This is a genomic window from Arthrobacter sp. 001422645 (assembly GCF_059816125.1).
Map to the genome: position 1 here is coordinate 277369 of NZ_JCBANT010000002.1, position 17959 is coordinate 295327.

At 68.1% G+C, this 17959-nt stretch carries 18 protein-coding genes; 8 read left to right on the top strand and 10 right to left on the bottom strand.

Features of this window, described 5'->3' with window-relative positions; genetic code table 11:
- Positions 1–2: 2 nt before the first annotated feature.
- Together AC6EUH_RS04640 and AC6EUH_RS04645 are read right to left on the bottom strand one after the other, a co-directional pair.
- Complete coding sequence (locus AC6EUH_RS04640; RefSeq protein ID WP_499737927.1) at positions 3–416, bottom strand: phage holin family protein; 414 nt, start codon at positions 414–416, stop codon at positions 3–5.
- Positions 413–1270: a hypothetical protein gene (locus AC6EUH_RS04645; RefSeq protein ID WP_499737928.1), complete on the bottom strand. Its 858-nt coding sequence runs from the start codon at positions 1268–1270 to the stop codon at positions 413–415. Before AC6EUH_RS04645 ends, AC6EUH_RS04640 begins: the two co-directional genes overlap by 4 nt.
- A 228-nt stretch (positions 1271–1498) precedes the next feature.
- On the opposite strand from AC6EUH_RS04645, the gene AC6EUH_RS04650 reads away from it, so the two are divergent.
- The gene (locus AC6EUH_RS04650; RefSeq protein ID WP_499737929.1) at positions 1499–2419 is read left to right on the top strand and encodes a spermidine synthase; all 921 of its coding nucleotides are present in this window, start codon (positions 1499–1501) and stop codon (positions 2417–2419) included.
- 28 nt (positions 2420–2447) lie between these two features.
- Here AC6EUH_RS04650 and AC6EUH_RS04655 read toward each other — a convergent pair whose 3' ends face one another.
- Positions 2448–3362 (bottom strand): LysR family transcriptional regulator, encoded by a 915-nt coding sequence (locus AC6EUH_RS04655; RefSeq protein ID WP_056427942.1) that lies wholly within the window; start codon positions 3360–3362, stop codon positions 2448–2450.
- Positions 3363–3503: 141 nt separating this feature from the next.
- Between AC6EUH_RS04655 and AC6EUH_RS04660 the strand changes: the two genes are divergently transcribed.
- Positions 3504–4253 (top strand): 3-hydroxybutyrate dehydrogenase, encoded by a 750-nt coding sequence (locus AC6EUH_RS04660; protein ID WP_499737930.1) that lies wholly within the window; start codon positions 3504–3506, stop codon positions 4251–4253.
- Between the two features lie 31 nt (positions 4254–4284).
- Here AC6EUH_RS04660 and AC6EUH_RS04665 read toward each other — a convergent pair whose 3' ends face one another.
- From AC6EUH_RS04665 to AC6EUH_RS04680, 4 genes are all read right to left on the bottom strand, one after another.
- Entirely contained in the window at positions 4285–4509 is a 225-nt protein-coding gene (locus AC6EUH_RS04665; RefSeq protein WP_056427937.1) for a helix-turn-helix domain-containing protein, read from the bottom strand.
- A 17-nt stretch (positions 4510–4526) separates the two neighbouring features.
- On the bottom strand, positions 4527–4784 hold the full coding sequence (locus tag AC6EUH_RS04670; RefSeq protein WP_499737931.1) for a hypothetical protein: 258 nt from the start codon (positions 4782–4784) through the stop codon (positions 4527–4529).
- A 189-nt stretch (positions 4785–4973) separates the two neighbouring features.
- Positions 4974–5627: a LysE family translocator gene (locus tag AC6EUH_RS04675; RefSeq protein ID WP_056427935.1), complete on the bottom strand. Its 654-nt coding sequence runs from the start codon at positions 5625–5627 to the stop codon at positions 4974–4976.
- Positions 5628–5670: 43 nt separating this feature from the next.
- The gene (locus AC6EUH_RS04680; protein ID WP_499737932.1) at positions 5671–7164 is read right to left on the bottom strand and encodes an amino acid permease; all 1494 of its coding nucleotides are present in this window, start codon (positions 7162–7164) and stop codon (positions 5671–5673) included.
- 284 nt (positions 7165–7448) lie between these two features.
- Between AC6EUH_RS04680 and AC6EUH_RS04685 the strand changes: the two genes are divergently transcribed.
- From AC6EUH_RS04685 to AC6EUH_RS04700, 4 genes are all read left to right on the top strand, one after another.
- Positions 7449–8288, top strand: a complete 840-nt coding sequence (locus tag AC6EUH_RS04685) for an IclR family transcriptional regulator (RefSeq protein WP_056427930.1) — start codon at positions 7449–7451, stop codon at positions 8286–8288.
- 216 nt (positions 8289–8504) lie between these two features.
- On the top strand, positions 8505–10223 hold the full coding sequence (gene hutU / locus AC6EUH_RS04690; protein ID WP_499737933.1) for a urocanate hydratase: 1719 nt from the start codon (positions 8505–8507) through the stop codon (positions 10221–10223).
- A gap of 8 nt (positions 10224–10231) precedes the next feature.
- Complete coding sequence (hutH, locus tag AC6EUH_RS04695; protein ID WP_056427923.1) at positions 10232–11824, top strand: histidine ammonia-lyase; 1593 nt, start codon at positions 10232–10234, stop codon at positions 11822–11824.
- 151 nt (positions 11825–11975) lie between these two features.
- A complete protein-coding gene (locus AC6EUH_RS04700; RefSeq protein ID WP_056427919.1) occupies positions 11976–12218 on the top strand; it encodes a hypothetical protein in 243 nt (80 codons plus the stop codon).
- A gap of 185 nt (positions 12219–12403) precedes the next feature.
- Here the strand turns inward: AC6EUH_RS04700 and hutG are convergent, their stop codons facing one another.
- Both hutG and AC6EUH_RS04710 read right to left on the bottom strand, forming a co-directional pair.
- A complete protein-coding gene (hutG, locus tag AC6EUH_RS04705; protein ID WP_499737934.1) occupies positions 12404–13408 on the bottom strand; it encodes a formimidoylglutamase in 1005 nt (334 codons plus the stop codon).
- 158 nt (positions 13409–13566) lie between these two features.
- Positions 13567–15009 carry an NCS2 family permease gene (locus tag AC6EUH_RS04710; RefSeq protein WP_056427911.1) on the bottom strand — a complete coding sequence of 481 codons (1443 nt, stop codon included), beginning with the start codon at positions 15007–15009 and terminating at the stop codon, positions 13567–13569.
- 121 nt (positions 15010–15130) lie between these two features.
- On the opposite strand from AC6EUH_RS04710, the gene AC6EUH_RS04715 reads away from it, so the two are divergent.
- Positions 15131–15724: a copper resistance CopC family protein gene (locus AC6EUH_RS04715; protein ID WP_499737935.1), complete on the top strand. Its 594-nt coding sequence runs from the start codon at positions 15131–15133 to the stop codon at positions 15722–15724.
- Positions 15725–15829: 105 nt separating this feature from the next.
- Here AC6EUH_RS04715 and AC6EUH_RS04720 read toward each other — a convergent pair whose 3' ends face one another.
- Complete coding sequence (locus AC6EUH_RS04720) at positions 15830–16456, bottom strand: NAD(P)/FAD-dependent oxidoreductase (RefSeq protein ID WP_056427905.1); 627 nt, start codon at positions 16454–16456, stop codon at positions 15830–15832.
- A gap of 428 nt (positions 16457–16884) precedes the next feature.
- On the opposite strand from AC6EUH_RS04720, the gene AC6EUH_RS04725 reads away from it, so the two are divergent.
- Positions 16885–17922, top strand: a complete 1038-nt coding sequence (locus AC6EUH_RS04725; protein ID WP_056427902.1) for a universal stress protein — start codon at positions 16885–16887, stop codon at positions 17920–17922.
- The last annotated feature ends 37 nt before the right edge of the window (positions 17923–17959 follow it).

Below are 17959 nucleotides of genomic sequence, written 5' to 3' on the forward strand. Positions count from 1 at the left end.
ACCTAGGGGGTGGGCTTGAGGGTGGGCGGGATTTCCTGAAGCGTCTCGGCGGTCTGGGGCATGCCTTTGATCGCGTTGAGTTCCTTGCGGCCCATGGCCGCCAGGATGGCTGCGACGACGCCCCAGACAACGGCGACGACGACGGCGGACCAGCCGAGCCCCATTACCGTCCCGAGCGCCCACCAGAGCGCCAGGGACAGGAACAGGAGGACGAAGTGGCCTGCGACGCCGGCGCCTGCCAGCATCCCGGCGCCCTTGCCGGCGCGGGTCGCGGACTGCTTGAGCTCGACCTTGGCCAGCTCGACTTCCTGCCGCATCAGGGTGGACATGTCCCGCGTGACATCGCCCAGGAGATCGCCGAGGGACGACGTTTCGGCTTTGGCGTGGGCCGCGGTGTGGGGCATTTCGCTGGTCATCGACGGCCACCGTCAAACGGATCGTCGCGGAGCGGGTCCTGCCGGTCGCCGTTGCCGAAAGGGTCGGAAGCTGCGGGCTCGGAGGCCCAGCGGTCCTGCCGGTCGCCGTTGCCGAGCGGGTCGGCGTCGAGCGGATTGGGCGGGTAGGTGTCCGCGTAGCCCGCCGTCGTGGCTCCCGGGGCAGGCATTTGGACGGGCGGCGGCGGAACCGCCGTGCCGGTGTCCGGGACCCGGGTGGCGCTGGTGCCCGGAGTGTCCGGTGCCCCGGCGCTCAGGCTGCGGCTGAGCCGCCCTGCCAGGACGCCGGCGCCGGCCGCGAGCAGCAGGAAGGTGCCGGGACGCTGGCGGGCGAAGGACTTCACCTCGGTTAGGAGGGAACCCGGGTCGCGGCCGTCGAGCCATGACGCCACGGCGGAGGACCTCTCGGCGGCCTGGCGCACCAGGTCGGTGGCCACGCCAGGCTCCGTTGAAGCGGTGGCCATGCTGTGCAGTTCGGTGGAAATCGAGCGCAGGCCGTCCGCGACCTTCTGCTGTTGCGTGCCGGCCTGGTCGGTCAGATCGGACTTGGCCTGGTGCAGGAGATCCTTGGCGTTGGTCTTCACTTCGGCCGCGACGTTGGAGGCCTCGGTCTTGGCGGTCTCGGCCACACTGTGGGCGGAGTCTGCGGCCTGGCGCTTCACATCCGCGGCCTCATCCCTGGCCACGTCGGTCTTGGAGGTGCTGCCGTCATCGAAGGTGCCTGCGCCGCTGCCGTTGGGAACCGGAGGGAAGGTGGTTTCCGGCCGGAGGGGAGTCTGCTGGGTGGCCGTAGGCGTGCCGTAGCTGCCGTCCTGGGGCCATTGGTTCTCTGTCATCTTCGCTCTCTTTCAAGATCGGCTGCTGATCACGAACCAGCAATAACTGGGGAACTAATAGTAAGCATGATTACTATCAATTAGTAAGTACCCTTGGTTTTAATTTTTTCGGCTGGCGGAGGGGCCGGGATACCGCCGAAACCGGGCCAGCACGGCGGGCCCATAGCGGGGGATGGCGCGGCGGCCGGTGAACTAGGCTGGAAACATGAGCAAAACGGTGCATGGCTGATGGCGAAGCGGGGCAGGGCTGCCGGCCGGAACAGCACCGAAAAGACGGCCGGAGTGGTGGACGTGCCGAAGGGCAGCCGCCCCGACGGGCCCGTGGAGGGCATTTACTACATCGACACCGGTGACTGCGAGCTCATCCCTGACCAGGACAACTCCAGCGGCTGGTTGCTCCGGATCAACGGCGTCATGAGTTCGCATATCGACCTCGCGGATCCGCTGTTCCTCGACTTTGAGTACATGCGCTGGATCGCGGCCCTGGTGGAGTCGCGCTGGCCGCGGGAACCGCGGCCAAAGCTGCGCGCCCTGCACCTCGGCGGGGGAGCATGCTCACTGGCGCGCTACTTCCACGCCGCCTACCCGGAGGCCCGCCAGGTGGTGGTGGAACTGGACGGCAAGCTGGCAGAGTATGTCCGCGGCTGGTTTGACCTGCCGAAGGCGCCACTGATGCGCCTGCGGGTGGGGGAGGCCCGCGAGGTGACTGAAAGCCTGACGCCGCAGACCCGTGACCTGGTCATCCGCGATGTGTTTGCCGGCTCGCTCACGCCGCGGCCCCTCACCACCGGCGAATTCAACGGGCACGTGCAGCGCGTCCTTGCCCCCGGCGGGATCTACGTGGTGAATTCCGGCGACGCCCCGGACCTGAAGAACGCCCGCGAGGACGCCGCGACCATCGCGGAGACTTTCAAACACACCGTGATCATCGCGGACCCGGCGATGCTCAAGGGCAGGCGCTACGGGAACATGATCATGGCCGGCAGTGATGTCCCGTTCGACGACGACCCCGGGCTGGCGCGGCGCCTGCTGGGCGGCGCGGTGCCCGCCCACATCTGGAACGACGCCAAGGTGCGGTCCTTTGCCGCCGGCGCCCCGGTCCGCCATGACCCGAAAACTGTGGACCCGGCGTCGTCGGTTGCTCCGTAACGGCCCTTTTGGCGCCCTAAAACGGCGCCTACGGAGCAGTCGATGAGCCGCCGCGGCCCATAAGCGCCTCGCGGTGGGCCTTCGTCTGTTCGCGCAGCGCCTGCACCACCGCGGCGACGGCGGGGCGGCGCATGGAGTCGGGCCGCAGGACCATCCAGTACGGCAGCAGTTCGGCGAACTCGTCCGGCAGCAGCCGGACCAGGTCCGGATGCAGGTCCGCCGCGAAGCAAGGCAGGAACCCGATGCCGGCGCCGGCGCGCGTCGCCTCCACATGGACGAAGACGTTGGTGGAACTCAGGCCGTCCCGCATGGTCGGGACCAGCCGGCGCGGGGCATCCAGATCGTCCACCTGAAGCATGGAATCGACAAAGTAGACCAGCGAATGGGTGGTCAGTTCCTCGATTGTTGTGGGGGTGCCGTACTCGGCAAGGTAGTCGCGGGAGGCGTACATGCCGAGCATGTACTCGCCGAGCCGGGCCGCCGCGGCCCGGTGCACCTGCGGTTCGCCCACCACCACCTCGATATCCAGCCCGGAACGCTGCTGGAGCGCTCGCCGGGTAACGGTGATGATCTCGACGCTGAGCCCGGGGTGGTCGCGGCGCAGCCTGGCAACCGCGGGGGCGGCAATGTAGGCGCTGAAGCCGTCCGTCGCGGTCATCCGGACCACGCCGGTGATGGGGTCCGGGGTTCTTCCGGGTTGTTCGAGGCTCCGGATCGCTGCCTCCACCCGCTCGGCCACCTGCACCGCTTCCGCGCCAAGGTCCGTCAGCTCCCAGCCGCCGGACGCGCGGGACAGTACCCGCCCGCCCAGAGCCTTCTCCAGCGCGGCAATCCGGCGCGACACCGTGGTGTGGTTCAGCCCGAGGGACTGCGCCGCCGTGGTGAACTTCGCGGAGCGGGAGACGGCCAGGAGAACGAGCAGGTCATCGGGGTTCGCATTCATATCTGCAATTCTGCACATAAGGGGTGCTGGTTTGACCATTGAAACGCCCACTATGTGCGGCAATACTCAGTGAAGCTGCTCAGTGCCGTGCATCGCACTTCCTCTGGGCCGTTGAAGACCGCGAACTTGAGGAGTGCAGACATGGAGAGCAGCTTGAACGGGCGCAAGGCCCTGGTCACCGGCGGAGCCGGCGGGATCGGCGCCGCCAGCGTCCGCGCCCTCGCGGCACGCGGCGCCAAAGTGGTGATCGCGGATGTGGATGAGGCAGCGGCCTCCGCCCTCGCCGACGAAGTCGGCGGCACCTCCTGGGCAGTCAACCTGCTCGACGTGGAGACCCTCCAGGCAGTGAGCCTGGACTGCGACATCCTCGTCAACAACGCCGGTATCCAGCGGATCAGCCCGATCGAGGACTTCGATCCGGCGGACTTCCGACGCCTCATCACGCTCATGCTGGAAGCGCCGTTCCTGCTCATCCGCGCCGCGCTGCCGCACATGTACGCGAACAACTTCGGCCGGATCATCAACCTGTCATCCGTGCACGGGCTCCGTGCCTCGCCGTTCAAGAGTGCCTATGTCTCGGCCAAGCACGGACTGGAAGGCCTGAGCAAAGTCACGGCGCTGGAGGGCGGCGCGCACGGCGTCACCTCCAACTGCATCAACCCGGGCTACGTCCGGACGCCGCTGGTCGAGTCCCAGATCGCGGACCAGGCCAAAGTGCACGGGATCCCGGAGTCCGAAGTGCTCGCCAAGATCATGCTGACCGAAGCCGCCGTCAAGCGGCTCGTCGAGCCCGAGGAGGTCGCCTCCCTCGTTGCGTGGCTGGCCTCCGACGACGCCGGAATGGTCACCGGCGCCAGCTACACCATGGACGGCGGCTGGTCCGCCCGCTGACCGGGCGACGGTGCGCCGGCCAGGGCACCGGTCAGTCCGTCGCCTTGCCGTCGGTGTGGTCGTTGGTTGCCGGTTCGGTGGCGCGGCGGATGTAGTCGTTGACGGCCTCTTCCGGCACCCGGAACGAACGGCCCACCCGCACGGCCGCAATCGCATGCGATTTCACCAGCCGGTAGACGGTCATTTTGGACACCCGCATTGCCGCAGCGACTTCCGCGATGGTCAGGAAGTGGGAGGAAACGTTCGCTGCGCTCATGTCATCTGGCCCGTCCACTAGTCTGGGAACCGTAGTTGCCGGTAGTCGTAGAACAGGACGTCCTCCGGTGTATTGCCGGCCGTCCGGAGCCCTACGAAGGGGGCCTCGATGACTGCAACTGTGCCCAGGCGGCGGCCGTTGAAGGGATCGTCCCCGATCAGCACCTGTCCCACCCGGAACGGAATCCGCGATGACCTGGCGCGGCTGGACCACTTCGACAGGAGGGCGGTCGCGCGGCCTCGTTGGCGTTGCGCCTGTGAAGATGCTGGGGCCATCGGAACCACTCCTTCGAAACGAGTGCCACTTGGTAGATCGGCGGCTCCGGACCAGCTGCGTGTGCTCCCCAGGCGTTGTCGCTGCCCGTCCGGTACCGCCGTGAAGCAACTGTAGCCCTGCGTCCCTTTCGTCACACGAGTAACTTCTACGCCCGCCGGACCGGGCACCACTTGGGGCCGTTGTGCCGACTACTTGCCGGGCTGGGGCTCCGCCGCGTTCCCCGCGAGGGCAAGAAATCCGCCAAGCCCGATCATCATGGCCCCGCCGGTGGTGCCGAGGGCAGCGATGCGCCGGGGTGAGCTCGCAAACCAGCGCCGGGCCGTGCCGGCAATCAGCGCCCAGCCGCTGTCCGAGACCAGCGCGATGGCCAGGAACAGGGCCCCCAGCGTCGCCAGCTGCACCGGAATGGCGCCCGCGGAGTAGTCCACGAACTGGGGCAGCACGGCAACGAAGAAGACAATCGACTTGGGGTTGGTGGCACCAACGATGAATCCCTCCCGGAGGATCCTGAACGTCGACGCCGGGCGCGAGGGTTCCGCCGTCGTCGGACCTCCGCCGCGGTGCCGGATGGCTTGGATTCCGAGGTAGACGAGATAGGCCGCGCCGGCGAACTTGACCGCGCTGAAGAGCACGGCGGACTGGGCCAGCACCACCCCCACGCCCAGCGCAACCGCGGCGATCTGCAGCAGCTCCCCGAGGGCGTTGCCCAGCACGCTCAGAAGTCCGCCCCTGCGGCCCAGGGCCAGCGTCCGGCCGATGACGAACAGCACGCTGGGTCCCGGCACGGCGATGAGGAGGAAGGCCGCGAGGGCAAAGGCCAGCAGGTTGGTGGCGGGGACCATGACTGATTCTAGCCCCGCGGCCGGCTGCGGGGCCCCGGCGTCCCTACCTTCCCGCCGGAACCTGCGGGAGCTGCGCGGTTTCGTCCGTGAGCTCGGCGCGGAGCCGGCCGTGGCCGCGGACCCAAAGCCGGTACCCGATCACGAGCAGTCCAAGCCAGGCGGCGCCCACATAGAGTGCCACGCGGGTGTCCTCGAACGCCCCCAGAATTCCGATGACAAGGGCCATGAACACGATCGTCGCCACCGACGCCGCGGGCCACCACGGGGACGGGAATTCCGACGCCGGCAGCCCTTGGCGGGAGATCTCGCGCTTCATTGCCACGTGGGAGGCCAGGATCATCACCCAGACCCAGACGGTGGCGAACGTCGCGATCGAGGCGATCAGCAGGAAGACGTTCTCCGGAATGACGGCGTTGAGGACTACACCCACCAGCAGGATGCCCGCCATCATGACCACGGTCATCCACGGCACGCCGTGGCGGGAGACCTTGCCGAAGCTCGCGGGGGCGTGCCCCTGCCGGGACAGGCCGAACAGGATCCGGCCGGCGCCGAAGATGTCGCTGTTGATCGCCGACAACGCGGCGGTGATGACCACGGCGTTGAGGATGTGCGGTGCCGCCGGAATGCCCAGTCCGCTGAAGATCTGGACAAACGGGCTGCCGTTGGTGCCGATCTCGTTCCAGGGGAACAGGCTCATGAGGACACCCAGTGTCAGCACGTAGAAGAGGAGCACGCGCACCGGAACCGTATTGACGGCCTTGGGTATGACCTTCTTCGGATCCGCAGCCTCGCCGGCGGTGATGCCCAGGGTTTCAATACCGCCGAATGCGAACATCACGACGGCGAACGAGGCCAGGAGTCCTTCGAAGCCGTTGGGGAACAGTCCGCCGTGCTCCACGAGGTTGCCCAGTCCGGGGGCCACGGTGGCGCCGCCAGCCTGGAAGCCGAAGACGATGATGGCGGCGCCGCCCGCGATCATCGCGATGATGGCCACCACCTTGATGAGCGAGAACCAGAACTCGAGTTCGCCGAAGACCTTGACGCTGAGCAGGTTCAGCGCCGCCAGGAAGAAGATAATCGCCAGGACCCAGATCCAGCGCTCGACCTCGGGAAACCAGAAGCCCATGTAAATGCTGAAGGCGGTGACATCCGCGATGGCCACGATCGCCATCTCGAACACGTAGGTCCAGCCGGTCACGAAGCCTGCCAGCGGGCCGAGGTAGCGGCTGGCGTACTGGCCGAAGGAACCGGACACGGGGTGGCGCACGGCCATTTCACCCAGGGCGCGCATCACCATGAACACTGCGGCGCCGCCGATCATGTACGCCAGCAGCACGGCCGGGCCGGCCTTCTGGATGGCCGAGGCCGATCCGTAGAACAGTCCGGTGCCGATCGCCGAGCCCAGTGCCATGAAGCGGATGTGGCGGACGTTGAGTCCGCGGTTCAGGACAGTCTCGACGGCGGCGCTGACGGTGTTGGCGGCGTTGCCCGGTCCCGGAGGAGGCGTTGGCTTGATGTCCGTAGTGGCTTGTTGCATGCGAATACCTTCTCGTCATTGGGAGGGGGATCGCTATCCAGCAGACCATGTTGGGCCCGGCTGTGATGAGCCTCACGGGCACTTAGTGTCTTCGATTTCAGACATCCCGGCCGCGGCAGCCGGCTGCACAAGCCCGCGGGTTCCTCCTGCGCGGTGCAGCCGGCCCGGGACGACACTATGTCCGGGATTCCAGACAATTCGAGGCGGTCCGGGCCGTCCGGAGGCGCGGTCCGGGCGCATGCTTAAGTACGGGATACCGGACACCGCGCCAATGAAGAGGAAACATGCCAGCCACCAGCACCACCCCGCCTTCCACCACAGCGGCGCCACGGGCCGCCCCGGCAAAGGTGGCCTCCAAGGTTCCGGCGGCAGAAAATACCCTTCGCATCCTGAAACTGCTGGCCTCCAAGCGCGGGCCCATGGCGGCGTCGAACATTGCCTCCGCGCTGGGGCTGCCGCGCTCCAGTGTGTACCACCTGCTCGGTGTGATGGAGGCCAACGGATTCGTGCTCCATCTTCATGAGGAACAGCGGTACGGGCTCGGGATTAGTGCCTTCGAGCTCAGTTCTGCCTATTCCCGGCAGGAGCCGCTCTCCCGCCTGGGCCGGCCGATGCTTGCCTCGCTCGTGGACGTGATCGGCGAAAGCGCCCATCTGGCCGTGCTGCACGGCCGTGATGTGCTCTACATCGTGGAGGAGCGGGCGAAGAACCGGCCCTCCCTCGTGACCGACGTCGGGGTCCGGCTCCCGAGCCACCTCACCGCCAGCGGGCGGGCGATTCTCGCGGCGCTGCCGAAATCACAGGTCCGGGCACTGTACCCGAACGCGGCGGCCTTCAGCGCCCGGCACGAGACCGAGTCGCCCATCATGAAGTACTCGGCGTTGTCCTCCCACCTGGACCAGGTCCGGCAGCGCGGCTATGCGACCGAACACGGGGAGGTGACGCCGGGCTTCGGCTCGATCGCCGCCGCCGTCACGGACCACGTGGGCTGGCCCACCGCCGCCGTCGCCGTGACTTTCCTCGAGGAGAAGCTGCCGGCGGAGGAGTGGCCCGCCCTCGCCGCGAGGGTCCAGAAGGTCGCCGACGAACTCTCCGTCCGGATCCACGGCCGCCCCTCCGCCTGACCCCGTCCCTACCCCCGTTGAGCTATCACTCTTGGTGCTTATACCCGCGATTTAGGCACCAAAAGTGATAGCGCAACAGGGGGCGGGGGAGGCGCCTTCGAGGGTCTGGAATCCCGGACAGCACCGGTCTGCAGGCCCTGTTTCCGCGGCTAAGGACAGGCTTTAGTTGATATAGAACCTCAATCCCAGAACCACCAAGATACAAAGGAGCCCCTCATGGCACCCGCCGATTTCACCACCGGTGCCCGCCCGGTCAAAGCAGCCCGCGGTACCGAGCTCACCGCCAAGAGCTGGCAGACGGAAGCCCCGCTGCGCATGCTCATGAACAACCTCGATCCCGAGGTCGCCGAGCGCCCCGACGACCTGGTGGTCTACGGTGGCACCGGCCGCGCCGTCCGCAGCTGGGCCGCGTTCGACGCCATCACCCGCACCCTGGAATCCATGGAGAAGGACGAGACCCTGCTGGTCCAGTCCGGCAAGCCGGTGGGCGTCTTCCGCACCAACGAATGGGCGCCGCGCGTGCTGCTGGCCAACTCCAACCTTGTCGGCGACTGGGCCACCTGGCCCGAGTTCCGCCGGCTCGAGGCCGAGGGCCTGATGATGTACGGCCAGATGACCGCCGGATCCTGGATCTACATCGGCACGCAGGGCATCCTGCAGGGCACCTTCGAAACTTTCGCCGCGATCGCCCGCAAGCTCACCGGGGACGAGAACGGCACCCTCGCCGGCACCCTGACCCTCACCGGCGGCTGCGGCGGCATGGGCGGCGCGCAGCCGCTGGCCGTCACCTTGAACGACGGCGCCTGCCTGATCGTCGACGTCGACGAAAGCCACCTGCGCCGCCGCGCCGGCAAGCGCTACCTCGACGAGGTGGAGACCGACCTCGACGCCGCCATCGCCAAAGTCCTGAAGGCCAAGGAAGAGCGTCGCGGCTGGTCCGTGGGCTACGTCGGCAACGCCGCCACCGTCTTCCCCGAAATCCTGCGCCGCCACAACGCCGGCGAGCTCACGGTCGACATTGTCACGGACCAGACCTCCGCCCACGACCCGCTGAGCTACCTCCCCGAAGGCATCACCGTGGAGGAATGGCACCGCGAGGCCGCCGCCGACCCGGAGGGCTTCACCAAGAAGGCCCAGGCCTCGATGGCCAAGCACGTCCAGGCCATGGTCGAGTTCCAGGACGCCGGCGCCGAGGTGTTCGACTACGGCAACTCCATCCGCGACGAGGCCCGCAAGGGCGGCTACAACCGCGCCTTCGAGTTCCCCGGCTTCGTCCCGGCCTACATCCGGCCGCTGTTCTGTGAGGGCCTCGGCCCGTTCCGCTGGGTGGCACTCTCCGGCGACCCCGAGGACATCGCGGTCACGGATGCCGCGATCAAAGAACTCTTCCCCGAAAACAAGCACCTCCACCGCTGGATTGACGCCGCGCAGGAACGCGTGGAGTTCGAGGGCCTCCCGGCCCGCATCTGCTGGCTGGGCTACGGCGACCGCGCCAAGGCCGGGCTGCTGTTCAACCAGCTCGTCAAGGAGGGCAAGGTCAAGGCGCCCATCGTGATCGGCCGCGACCACCTCGACTCCGGCTCCGTCGCCTCGCCGTACCGCGAGACCGAGGCCATGGCCGACGGGTCCGACGCGATCGCCGACTGGCCGCTGCTCAACGCCCTGCTCAACACCGCCTCCGGCGCCACCTGGGTCTCCATCCACCACGGCGGCGGCGTCGGCATCGGCCGCTCCATCCACGCCGGCCAGGTGTCCGTCGCGGACGGCACCGACCTCGCCGCGCAGAAGCTCGAACGCCTCCTCACCAACGACCCCGGCATGGGCGTGATCCGCCACGTCGACGCCGGCTACGACCGCGCCGTTGAGGTCGCCAAAGAGCGCGGCGTCCGCATCCCCATGCAGGAGTCCACAGACTCCGCAGAAGCCAAGAAGTAGGAATCACCATGACTCTCACAACCCACGAACCGCTCACCGTCACCCTCGGCTCCAGCGGCGTCACCCCCGACGACGTCGTCGCCGTCGCCCGCCACGACGCCAAGGTGACCATCGCCCAGGACGCCCTCGATGCCGTCGCCAAGGTCCGGGCCCACATCGACGACCTTGCCCACAGCGAGGTCCCGGCCTATGGCATCTCCACCGGTTTCGGGGCGCTGGCCAACCGGCACATCCCCAACGACCTGCGCACCCAGCTGCAGAAGTCGCTGATCCGCAGCCACGCCGCCGGGATGGGCCCGGCCGTGGAACGCGAGGTGGTCCGTGGCATCATGTTCCTGCGCGCCAAGACCCTCGCCTCCGGCCGCACCGGCGTCCGCCCCGTGGTCCTGCAGACCATGGTGGACGTCCTCAACGCCGGCATCACCCCGGTGGTCCGCGAATTCGGCTCGCTTGGCTGTTCCGGAGATCTCGCCCCGCTGTCGCACTGCGCCCTGGTCCTGATGGGCGAGGGCGAAGCCGCAGGGCCCGACGGCGTGACCTACGGTGGGCGGGGTGAGGAACCCGTCGCCGCACTGCTCGCCGCGCACGGAATCGAACCCGTCACCCTGGCCGAGAAGGAAGGCCTGGCGCTGGTCAACGGCACGGAGGGCATGCTGGGCATGCTGCTGATGGCCATCGCGGACATCCGCCAGCTGCTCACGACGGCGGACATCACCGCCGCGCTCAGCGTCGAGGCGCTGCTTGGCACCGACCAGGTTTTCCTGCCCGAGCTGCACGCCGCGCTCCGCCCGCACCCGGGCCAGGCGGCCTCCGCGGACAACATGCTCCGGGTCCTCTCCAATTCCCCGATCGTGGCCTCCCACCGGGTCAACGACACCAAGGTCCAGGACGCCTACTCACTGCGCTGCGCACCCCAGGTGGCCGGGGCCGTCCGCGACACCGTGGACCACGCCGCCCTGGTGGCCTCCCGCGAGCTCGCGGCCGCGATCGACAACCCGGTGGTCCTGCCGGACGGCCGCGTCAGCTCCAACGGCAACTTCCACGGCGCCCCCGTGGCGTACGTGCTGGATTTCCTGGCCATCGCCGTCGCGGACCTGAGCTCCATCGCCGAGCGCCGCACCGACCGGATGCTGGACCCGGCCCGCTCGCACGGGCTGCCGGCGTTCCTGGCCGCCGACCCCGGCGTCGACTCCGGCCTGATGATCGCCCAGTACACCCAGGCCGGCCTGGTCTCCGACAACAAACGGCTTGCCGTCCCGGCGTCGGTGGACTCGATCCCGAGCTCCGCGATGCAGGAGGACCATGTCTCAATGGGCTGGCACGCGGCCCGCAAGCTGCGCCGCGCCGTGGAGAACCTGCGCCGCGTCCTGGCGATCGAACTCGTCACCTCGGCGAGGGCGCTCGACATCCGCACCCAGCTCTCCGGCGGCGAACTCGTGCCGGGTCCGGCGGGAACCGCGGTGATCGCGGCGCTGCGCGACGTCGTCGACGGTCCGGGAACCGACAGGTTCCTGTCCCCGGAGCTGGAGGCGGCCGACGTCCTCGTTGCCTCGGGCAAGGTCCGGGCGGCAGCCGAATCCGCCGTCGGAAATCTCGCCTGAGGGAAAACAAAATGCAGTTTCGGTAAACAATTCCCGGCGCCCCCGAAATAGTGGGCAACACGGCCAGCGGGGGCGCGGGAACTGTAGTACAAATGGAAAGTCACACCAACGAAGTTGTGACGAAGAACATATACAAAGGGGTAGAAGTTCAATGAAAGCACGCGGGACGGTAATGTCCAGGCGCCTGGCCTTGGCCACGGCGGTTTCCGACTGGCGGAGCCTCAAGGCCGGCGATCGGATCGAAATCCTCAAGCATGCACAGGTTCTGGCGGCCGGTGAGGTCGAAGAAGTCTCACTGAGCGGCAATGTTCTCTGGCTGGTCCCGGCGGAATCGTCCGGCGCTGAGAACGGGCTTTTCCTGAAATCCGACGGCGTGGAGGTGCGGCGCAGCTAGCCGCACCCGTTACCGACAGTCCCCGCCCTTCGGGCCCGCTTCCGGCGAACCCCGAGGGCGGGGACTTTCTGTTTCATTGAGCCAACTGGACTGGCCCCTGTTTGGCCGGACATCCCGCTGAGCGCGCGGCTGCTGCGGGAAATGGTGCGGGAAGCCGGGTCAGTCCGGCAGGCCGCCGGCCCCGGCTACCCCAGCAGCGTATTAATCAGCCGGGCGGCGACCCTGGCGGTCCGGCCGTCGATGTCGAACTCCGGGTTCAGCTCGGCCACATCCAGGTGCAGGAGCTTCCCGCTCGCGGCCACCTGGCGGCAGACGGCGCTGATGACCGGCAGCGGCACGCCGAACGCGGCGGGCGCGCTCACCCCGGGGGCCACCGAGGCCGGCAGCACGTCCAGGTCGATGGTCAGGTACAGCGCGTCCACCTGCGCCAGGAAAGCCGCCACGAACGTGTGCGCGGCCTCCGCCGAGCAGTCCTCGTCGAGCAGGTAGTCCACGCCAAGGTCCGCGGCGGTGCCGAACAGCGCCCGGGTGTTGGCCGGCTCGGAGATCCCGACGACGGCGTACTTCAGTTCGCGGCCCGCGGCAGCTTCCGCGCGGGCCATCTGCAGGAACGGGGTGCCGGAACTGGGCCGGGCCTCATCGCGGAGGTCAAAGTGGGCGTCCAGGTTCAGCACCCCCACGCGCAGGCCCTCGCGGACCGCCGCCGAACCGGCCACGCCCAGGTAGCTCGCGAACGCGGTCTCGTGCCCGCCGCCCAGCACCACGGGAAGCTGGCCGGCGTCGAGCATGCTGGTGATGGCGAGCCCGGCACGCGCCTGCCCGGCCTCAAGGGCGTCGCGGGTGACGGTGACGTCGCCGGCGTCGTGCAGGTCCCGGCCCAAGTGGAACGCGAGCGGACCGAGGGCGGCACGGATGGCGGCAGGGGCCTCGGCGGCGCCGGGGCGGCCCTTGTTGCGGCGCACCCCGGCGTCGCTGCCGAAGCCGAGAATGACTGCCGGGCGGGAGGAGCCGGTGCGGGCCGAGGGCGTGCCGGGGCCAGCGGACGAGGGGTGCACGGTAGGGGACTGGGCGCCGTGCGGGGCGTACGGGGTGACAGCCTGCCACCAGCGGCGGTGCTCGGGGCCGTCGCCGTCGAACCGTCCGGTCCAAGGCTGCGGCGGGACATCAACGGCGGGCGCGGGAGAAACCATGCCCCTAGCTCACCGCAGCCCGGGCCGGAAAGCCAGCCGCGGCGCCGTTGTGCTGTCCGAAATCCCGGAAATCCCGCTTAAACGCCGCCGAGGTGAGACTTCGCGCCCATGGTCTGGACAAACATGGGCGCGAAGTCTCACCTCGGCGATGGGTGGGGTTAGTGCATCCCGAGGGCGGCCTCGATCGGGCCGATCGCGAAGAACAGCAGGAAGGCCGCGGCCACAGCCCACATCAGCGGGTGCACCTCGCGCGCGCGGCCCTGGAAGGTGCGGATCAGGACGAAGGTAATGAAGCCGGCGCCCAGGCCGTTGGCGATCGAGTAGGTGAACGGCATCAGCGTGAAGGTCAGGAAGGCAGGGATCGCGATGCCCAGGTCCTGCCAGTCGATCTTGCCGACCTGGGAAACCATCATGAAGCCGACGATGACGAGCGCCGGGGCCACTGCCTCGAACGGCACGAGGTTGATCAGCGGGGTGAAGAACATGGCCACCAGGAACAGCAGGCCCGTGACGATGGAGGCCAGCCCGGTCCGGGCGCCTTCCCCGATACCCGCGCCGGATTCAACGTAGATCTGGTTCGAGGACACGGAAGCCCCGCCGCCGATGATCGCGCCCAGCGCGTCCACCTGCAGCACGCGGTCAACGTTGGGGATGTTACCGTCCTTGTCGATGCTGCCGGCCTCGGTGGCCAGGCCCACCATGGTGCCCATGGCGTCGAAGAAGATGCTCAGCAGGATCACGAACGCCAGCAGGGTCGCGGCGACAAAGCCCAGGTGCTCGAAGGCGCCGAACAGGTTGGCCTGGCCGATCAGCGACAGGTCCGGGGCTGCCCATTCGGAGAACGCCGGGGCCACCAGGGACCAGCCCTGCGGGTTGTAGGTCTTGCCGTCGAAGCTGGGGCCGATGTGCAGCGTGAATTCCAGGATCACGGACAGGATTGTCGAGGCGACGATGCCGATCAGGATCGCGCCCTTGACCTTGCGGACCACGAGGGCGATGGTGAGGATCAGTCCGAAGATAAAGACGAGGGTGGGCCAGCCCATCAGCTTGCCGTCGAAGCCCAGGCCGACCGGAACGGTGGTGCCGGCGACATCCGGGATGCGGCGCACAAAGCCTGCGTTGACGAGCCCGATCAGGGCGATGAACAGGCCGATGCCGACGACGATCGCCGTCTTCAGACCCTCCGGCACCGCTTTGAAGACCGCAGTCCGGAAACCCGTAAGGACCAGGATCAGCATGGTGATGCCCGAGAGCATCACGAGGCCCATCATGTCCGGCCAGGTCAGGCCGGGGTTGGTGGCCACCGTCACGGCGACAAAGGCGTTGACCCCGAGGCCGGTTGCCATTGCGAAGGGGTGCTTGGCCCACGCGCCCATCAGGATAGTTAGGATGCCGGCGACGAACGCGGTGACGGCGGCGACGGCGGGAAAGCCGAGGGTGGCGCCCGTGGAATCGGGGCCGGAAAGGATCAACGGGTTCAGCACCACGATGTAGCTCATGGCGAAGAACGTGGCGAAGCCTCCCCGGATTTCCCGCGAGAAGTTCGACCCCCGCTCGGATATCTTGAAGTACCGGTCAAGTGCGGAGCCCTGCTTGAGCATTAGGTCTTGCATTAGTCCTCCGGGGGTGATGGGTGTTACCCCAAGCCTATTAGGCGCCCGGCGGCCAACCGTGCGTTTTCGCCTAGTCTGTAAGGAAGACAACACTAGGAGCAGCATTTCCATGCGCCTCATGCGACAGCTTTTGAGTGCCCTCCTGGGCGCCGCAATCTTCACCGCCGCGCTGCTGGGTGCCGTTGCCCCGGCCTCGGCCCACGACGCCGCCGAGTCCACCAGCCCGGCCACCGGCGCCACCGTGGCAACGCCGCCGGAGACGGTGTCGGTCACGTTCAATAAGAACCCTCTCGGGCTCGGTTCGCAGATGCTGGTGAACGATGCCACCGGCACCAACTGGGCCGACGGCGCGGTGGAGATCGTGGACAACGTGGCCTCGCAGAAGCTCAAGCCGGGGGCGCCGGCCGGGGCCTACACAGTGGTGTGGCGGGTGGTCAGTTCGGACTCGCACCCGATCGAAGGCACCTTCACGTTTACGGCCACCGCGGCAGCGGCAGGTTCGACGGGGGCTGCTGCGGTTCCCACCATGGGAACCGCCCAGCCGGGCATCACCCAGGAACCGACCCAGCCAGCCGACTCCTCCGAGCCTTTCCCGTGGAGCATAGTGATTTTCGTTGGCACGGCGGTCGGCATCGTGATCGCCTTGGGCGTGATGGCCAAGCGCCGGCTCACGTCGGACTCCGGAAGCGACACCAAGAGCTAACAAGTTGCAACGCGGGTTCACTCCGCGCTGGAACCGCCAGCCCCTTGAGGGGCCGTAGATGACCCCGTTGTGGTAGAAAAAGCGGGCTCCTGGCCGGTGCGCAGCCTAGGCCGGCGCGGCGAGGGCATAGCCCCCGGGCAGGACGGCGGGGAAGCCGTCGGGGTAGACCTTGGCGGAGATCGCCTGGCCCACCACCTTGGCCTGGCGCAGCACTTCCTTCGGCGTCGGGGTGATGAGTTCGCCCACGCCCACGAGGTACATCCCGAGGGCGTGCATGGCCGCCATCAGGTTGTGGCCCGCAGCCATGCCGAGCTCCGAGAGCATCCGGCGCAGCTGGCTGTGGGCGCAGCGGGTCAGGACCAGGTGGTCCGCCAGGAGCACACCGCCCGGCGTGCGGACCGCCCACTGCTGGGTGGGTCCGGTGATGCCGGCGTCGAGATGGTCCAGCTGCAGGGCCCTGATGTTGTTCCGCACATCCAGTTTGTGGCTGGAGGCGTAGTTGCGCAGGTGCCGGAGGATCTCGTTGCGTTCCCGCAAGCTGGCGGCGTCGGCCGCATCGCAGCGCTGCAGCGACGAGGTGTTGGCCGGTTGGCCGGCGCCCAGCAGGTCGAGTCCGTCCACAATGATGGAGTCCACGCCGCGCCGCTGCAGCTCGCTCGCGACGGCCAGACCGGACAGGCCGGTGCCGATCACGATGGCGGCGGTCCGCTCGATTCCCCCGGACATTGGCATGCTCGACACTGCAGGGTCCTCCTCGAATGGTGCAAGTCGCGGAGCCGATGCCCCGGACACGTTCTGAAACACGAGTCTCGGTTCAGTAACGCCTCGAAGAATACCTAACATTTCCCGCCTTGGATAGAGCAGATGAAACATTGGCGGCTCCCGGGATTTCCGGGCTTTCCGGGCGGCGCGGCCCGCCAAATCCGCTGGCGCTCAGGACCGCCGGATGGTGTGCAAACACTGCGTAAAACCTGGGTGAAGACCACCCTCCCGGCGGACGTCCGCTCCGCTTGCTTGTTCCCCGCAATCCGAGAATAGTTGGGAAGATCAGGGGTTCGACCCCGCAGATTCTTCGGGCGCATCGCCATTGGACGCTGCACCCGGACTCGTCTGGCAGAATAGCCGCAACATCAGGCAAGAATCGCGAGGAGGCGGACCCCATGGGCCGAGAACAGGTGCATCCGGATCCGGCAGGGGAAGTCCCCGGCGGGTCCGCAGCTCCCCGTGGGATCGTGGTCGGCGTCGACGGTTCAGACCACAGCAAGTGCGCCCTGGTGTGGGCCGCGCGCGAAGCCGAGCGCCGGCGCCGTCCGCTGCACATCGTGACCGCCTATTCCGTTCCGATCTTCGCGGCATCAGGGCTCGACGGCGGGTACGCCACCGTGGATGATTCGGTCATCCGGGAGGGCGCGGAGGCCATCCTGCAGCAGGCCGTGCACAAGGTCGCCGGGTACCTCATCGACGTCGACGCCTCCGTCGAGAACGGCGATGCCTCCGGGGTCCTGCTGGAAATGTCCGAAACTGCCGAACTGCTGGTCTTCGGCACCCGGGGCCGGGGCGGCTTCGTCGGCCGGCTGCTGGGCTCCGTCAGCAGCGCCCTCCCCGCGCACGCCAAGTGCCCCACGGTCACGGTGCCCCTGATCTGCTCGGACCGCCTGGGCGAAACCACCGACGACAAACATGTCCTGGCGGAGCGCGCGAAGTCCGGGCGCGTGCCGGTGGAAAACGTCGTGGTGGTGGGCGTCGACGGCTCCGAACAGGCCCGCGTGGCGGTGCTGGAGGCGGCGGCGCAGGCCGAGCGGCTCTCGGCGCCGTTGCGGGTGGTGTGCGCCGTTCCGCAGTACAGCGGGTCGCTGGCCTGGGTCCCCGCGCCGATGGACCGTGACGCGCTCTTCGCCGACATCAGGGCGCAGCTCGAGGCCGGTACCGCGTGGATCAGGAGCCATTTTCCCCACCTCACGGTGGAGACCCAGCTCGTGGATGGCTCGCCCGTGGACATCCTCGTCGAGGCCAGCAGGCATGTGGAGCTTGTGGTCGTCGGCACCCGCGGCCGCGGCGGGTTCGCCGGGATGCTGCTCGGGTCCACCTCGGACGGCATCCTGCACCACGCCAAGGGCCCCGTCATGGTGGTCCCGGACCGGGACGATCCACGGCTGGCGGACCGGGTCAACTTCGGCCCCATCCTCGGCGACTCGTAGCCCGGAACGGACACCGGGCGGGCGTTGAAGGGAGGGC

Coding starts and splice junctions, on each gene's coding strand:
- AC6EUH_RS04670 (WP_499737931.1), bottom strand. CDS start 4,784: ATGGCCCCAGCATCTTCACAGGCGCAACGCCAACGAGGCCGCGCGACC.
- AC6EUH_RS04675 (WP_056427935.1), bottom strand. CDS start 5,627: ATGGTCCCCGCCACCAACCTGCTGGCCTTTGCCCTCGCGGCCTTCCTC.
- AC6EUH_RS04645 (WP_499737928.1), bottom strand. CDS start 1,270: ATGACAGAGAACCAATGGCCCCAGGACGGCAGCTACGGCACGCCTACG.
- AC6EUH_RS04725 (WP_056427902.1), top strand. CDS start 16,885: ATGGGCCGAGAACAGGTGCATCCGGATCCGGCAGGGGAAGTCCCCGGC.
- AC6EUH_RS04640 (WP_499737927.1), bottom strand. CDS start 416: ATGACCAGCGAAATGCCCCACACCGCGGCCCACGCCAAAGCCGAAACG.
- AC6EUH_RS04655 (WP_056427942.1), bottom strand. CDS start 3,362: ATGAATGCGAACCCCGATGACCTGCTCGTTCTCCTGGCCGTCTCCCGC.
- hutG (WP_499737934.1), bottom strand. CDS start 13,408: ATGGTTTCTCCCGCGCCCGCCGTTGATGTCCCGCCGCAGCCTTGGACC.
- AC6EUH_RS04665 (WP_056427937.1), bottom strand. CDS start 4,509: ATGAGCGCAGCGAACGTTTCCTCCCACTTCCTGACCATCGCGGAAGTC.
- AC6EUH_RS04680 (WP_499737932.1), bottom strand. CDS start 7,164: ATGCAACAAGCCACTACGGACATCAAGCCAACGCCTCCTCCGGGACCG.
- AC6EUH_RS04660 (WP_499737930.1), top strand. CDS start 3,504: ATGGAGAGCAGCTTGAACGGGCGCAAGGCCCTGGTCACCGGCGGAGCC.
- AC6EUH_RS04700 (WP_056427919.1), top strand. CDS start 11,976: ATGAAAGCACGCGGGACGGTAATGTCCAGGCGCCTGGCCTTGGCCACG.
- hutU (WP_499737933.1), top strand. CDS start 8,505: ATGGCACCCGCCGATTTCACCACCGGTGCCCGCCCGGTCAAAGCAGCC.
- AC6EUH_RS04650 (WP_499737929.1), top strand. CDS start 1,499: ATGGCGAAGCGGGGCAGGGCTGCCGGCCGGAACAGCACCGAAAAGACG.
- hutH (WP_056427923.1), top strand. CDS start 10,232: ATGACTCTCACAACCCACGAACCGCTCACCGTCACCCTCGGCTCCAGC.
- AC6EUH_RS04710 (WP_056427911.1), bottom strand. CDS start 15,009: ATGCTCAAGCAGGGCTCCGCACTTGACCGGTACTTCAAGATATCCGAG.
- AC6EUH_RS04685 (WP_056427930.1), top strand. CDS start 7,449: ATGCCAGCCACCAGCACCACCCCGCCTTCCACCACAGCGGCGCCACGG.
- AC6EUH_RS04715 (WP_499737935.1), top strand. CDS start 15,131: ATGCGCCTCATGCGACAGCTTTTGAGTGCCCTCCTGGGCGCCGCAATC.
- AC6EUH_RS04720 (WP_056427905.1), bottom strand. CDS start 16,456: ATGCCAATGTCCGGGGGAATCGAGCGGACCGCCGCCATCGTGATCGGC.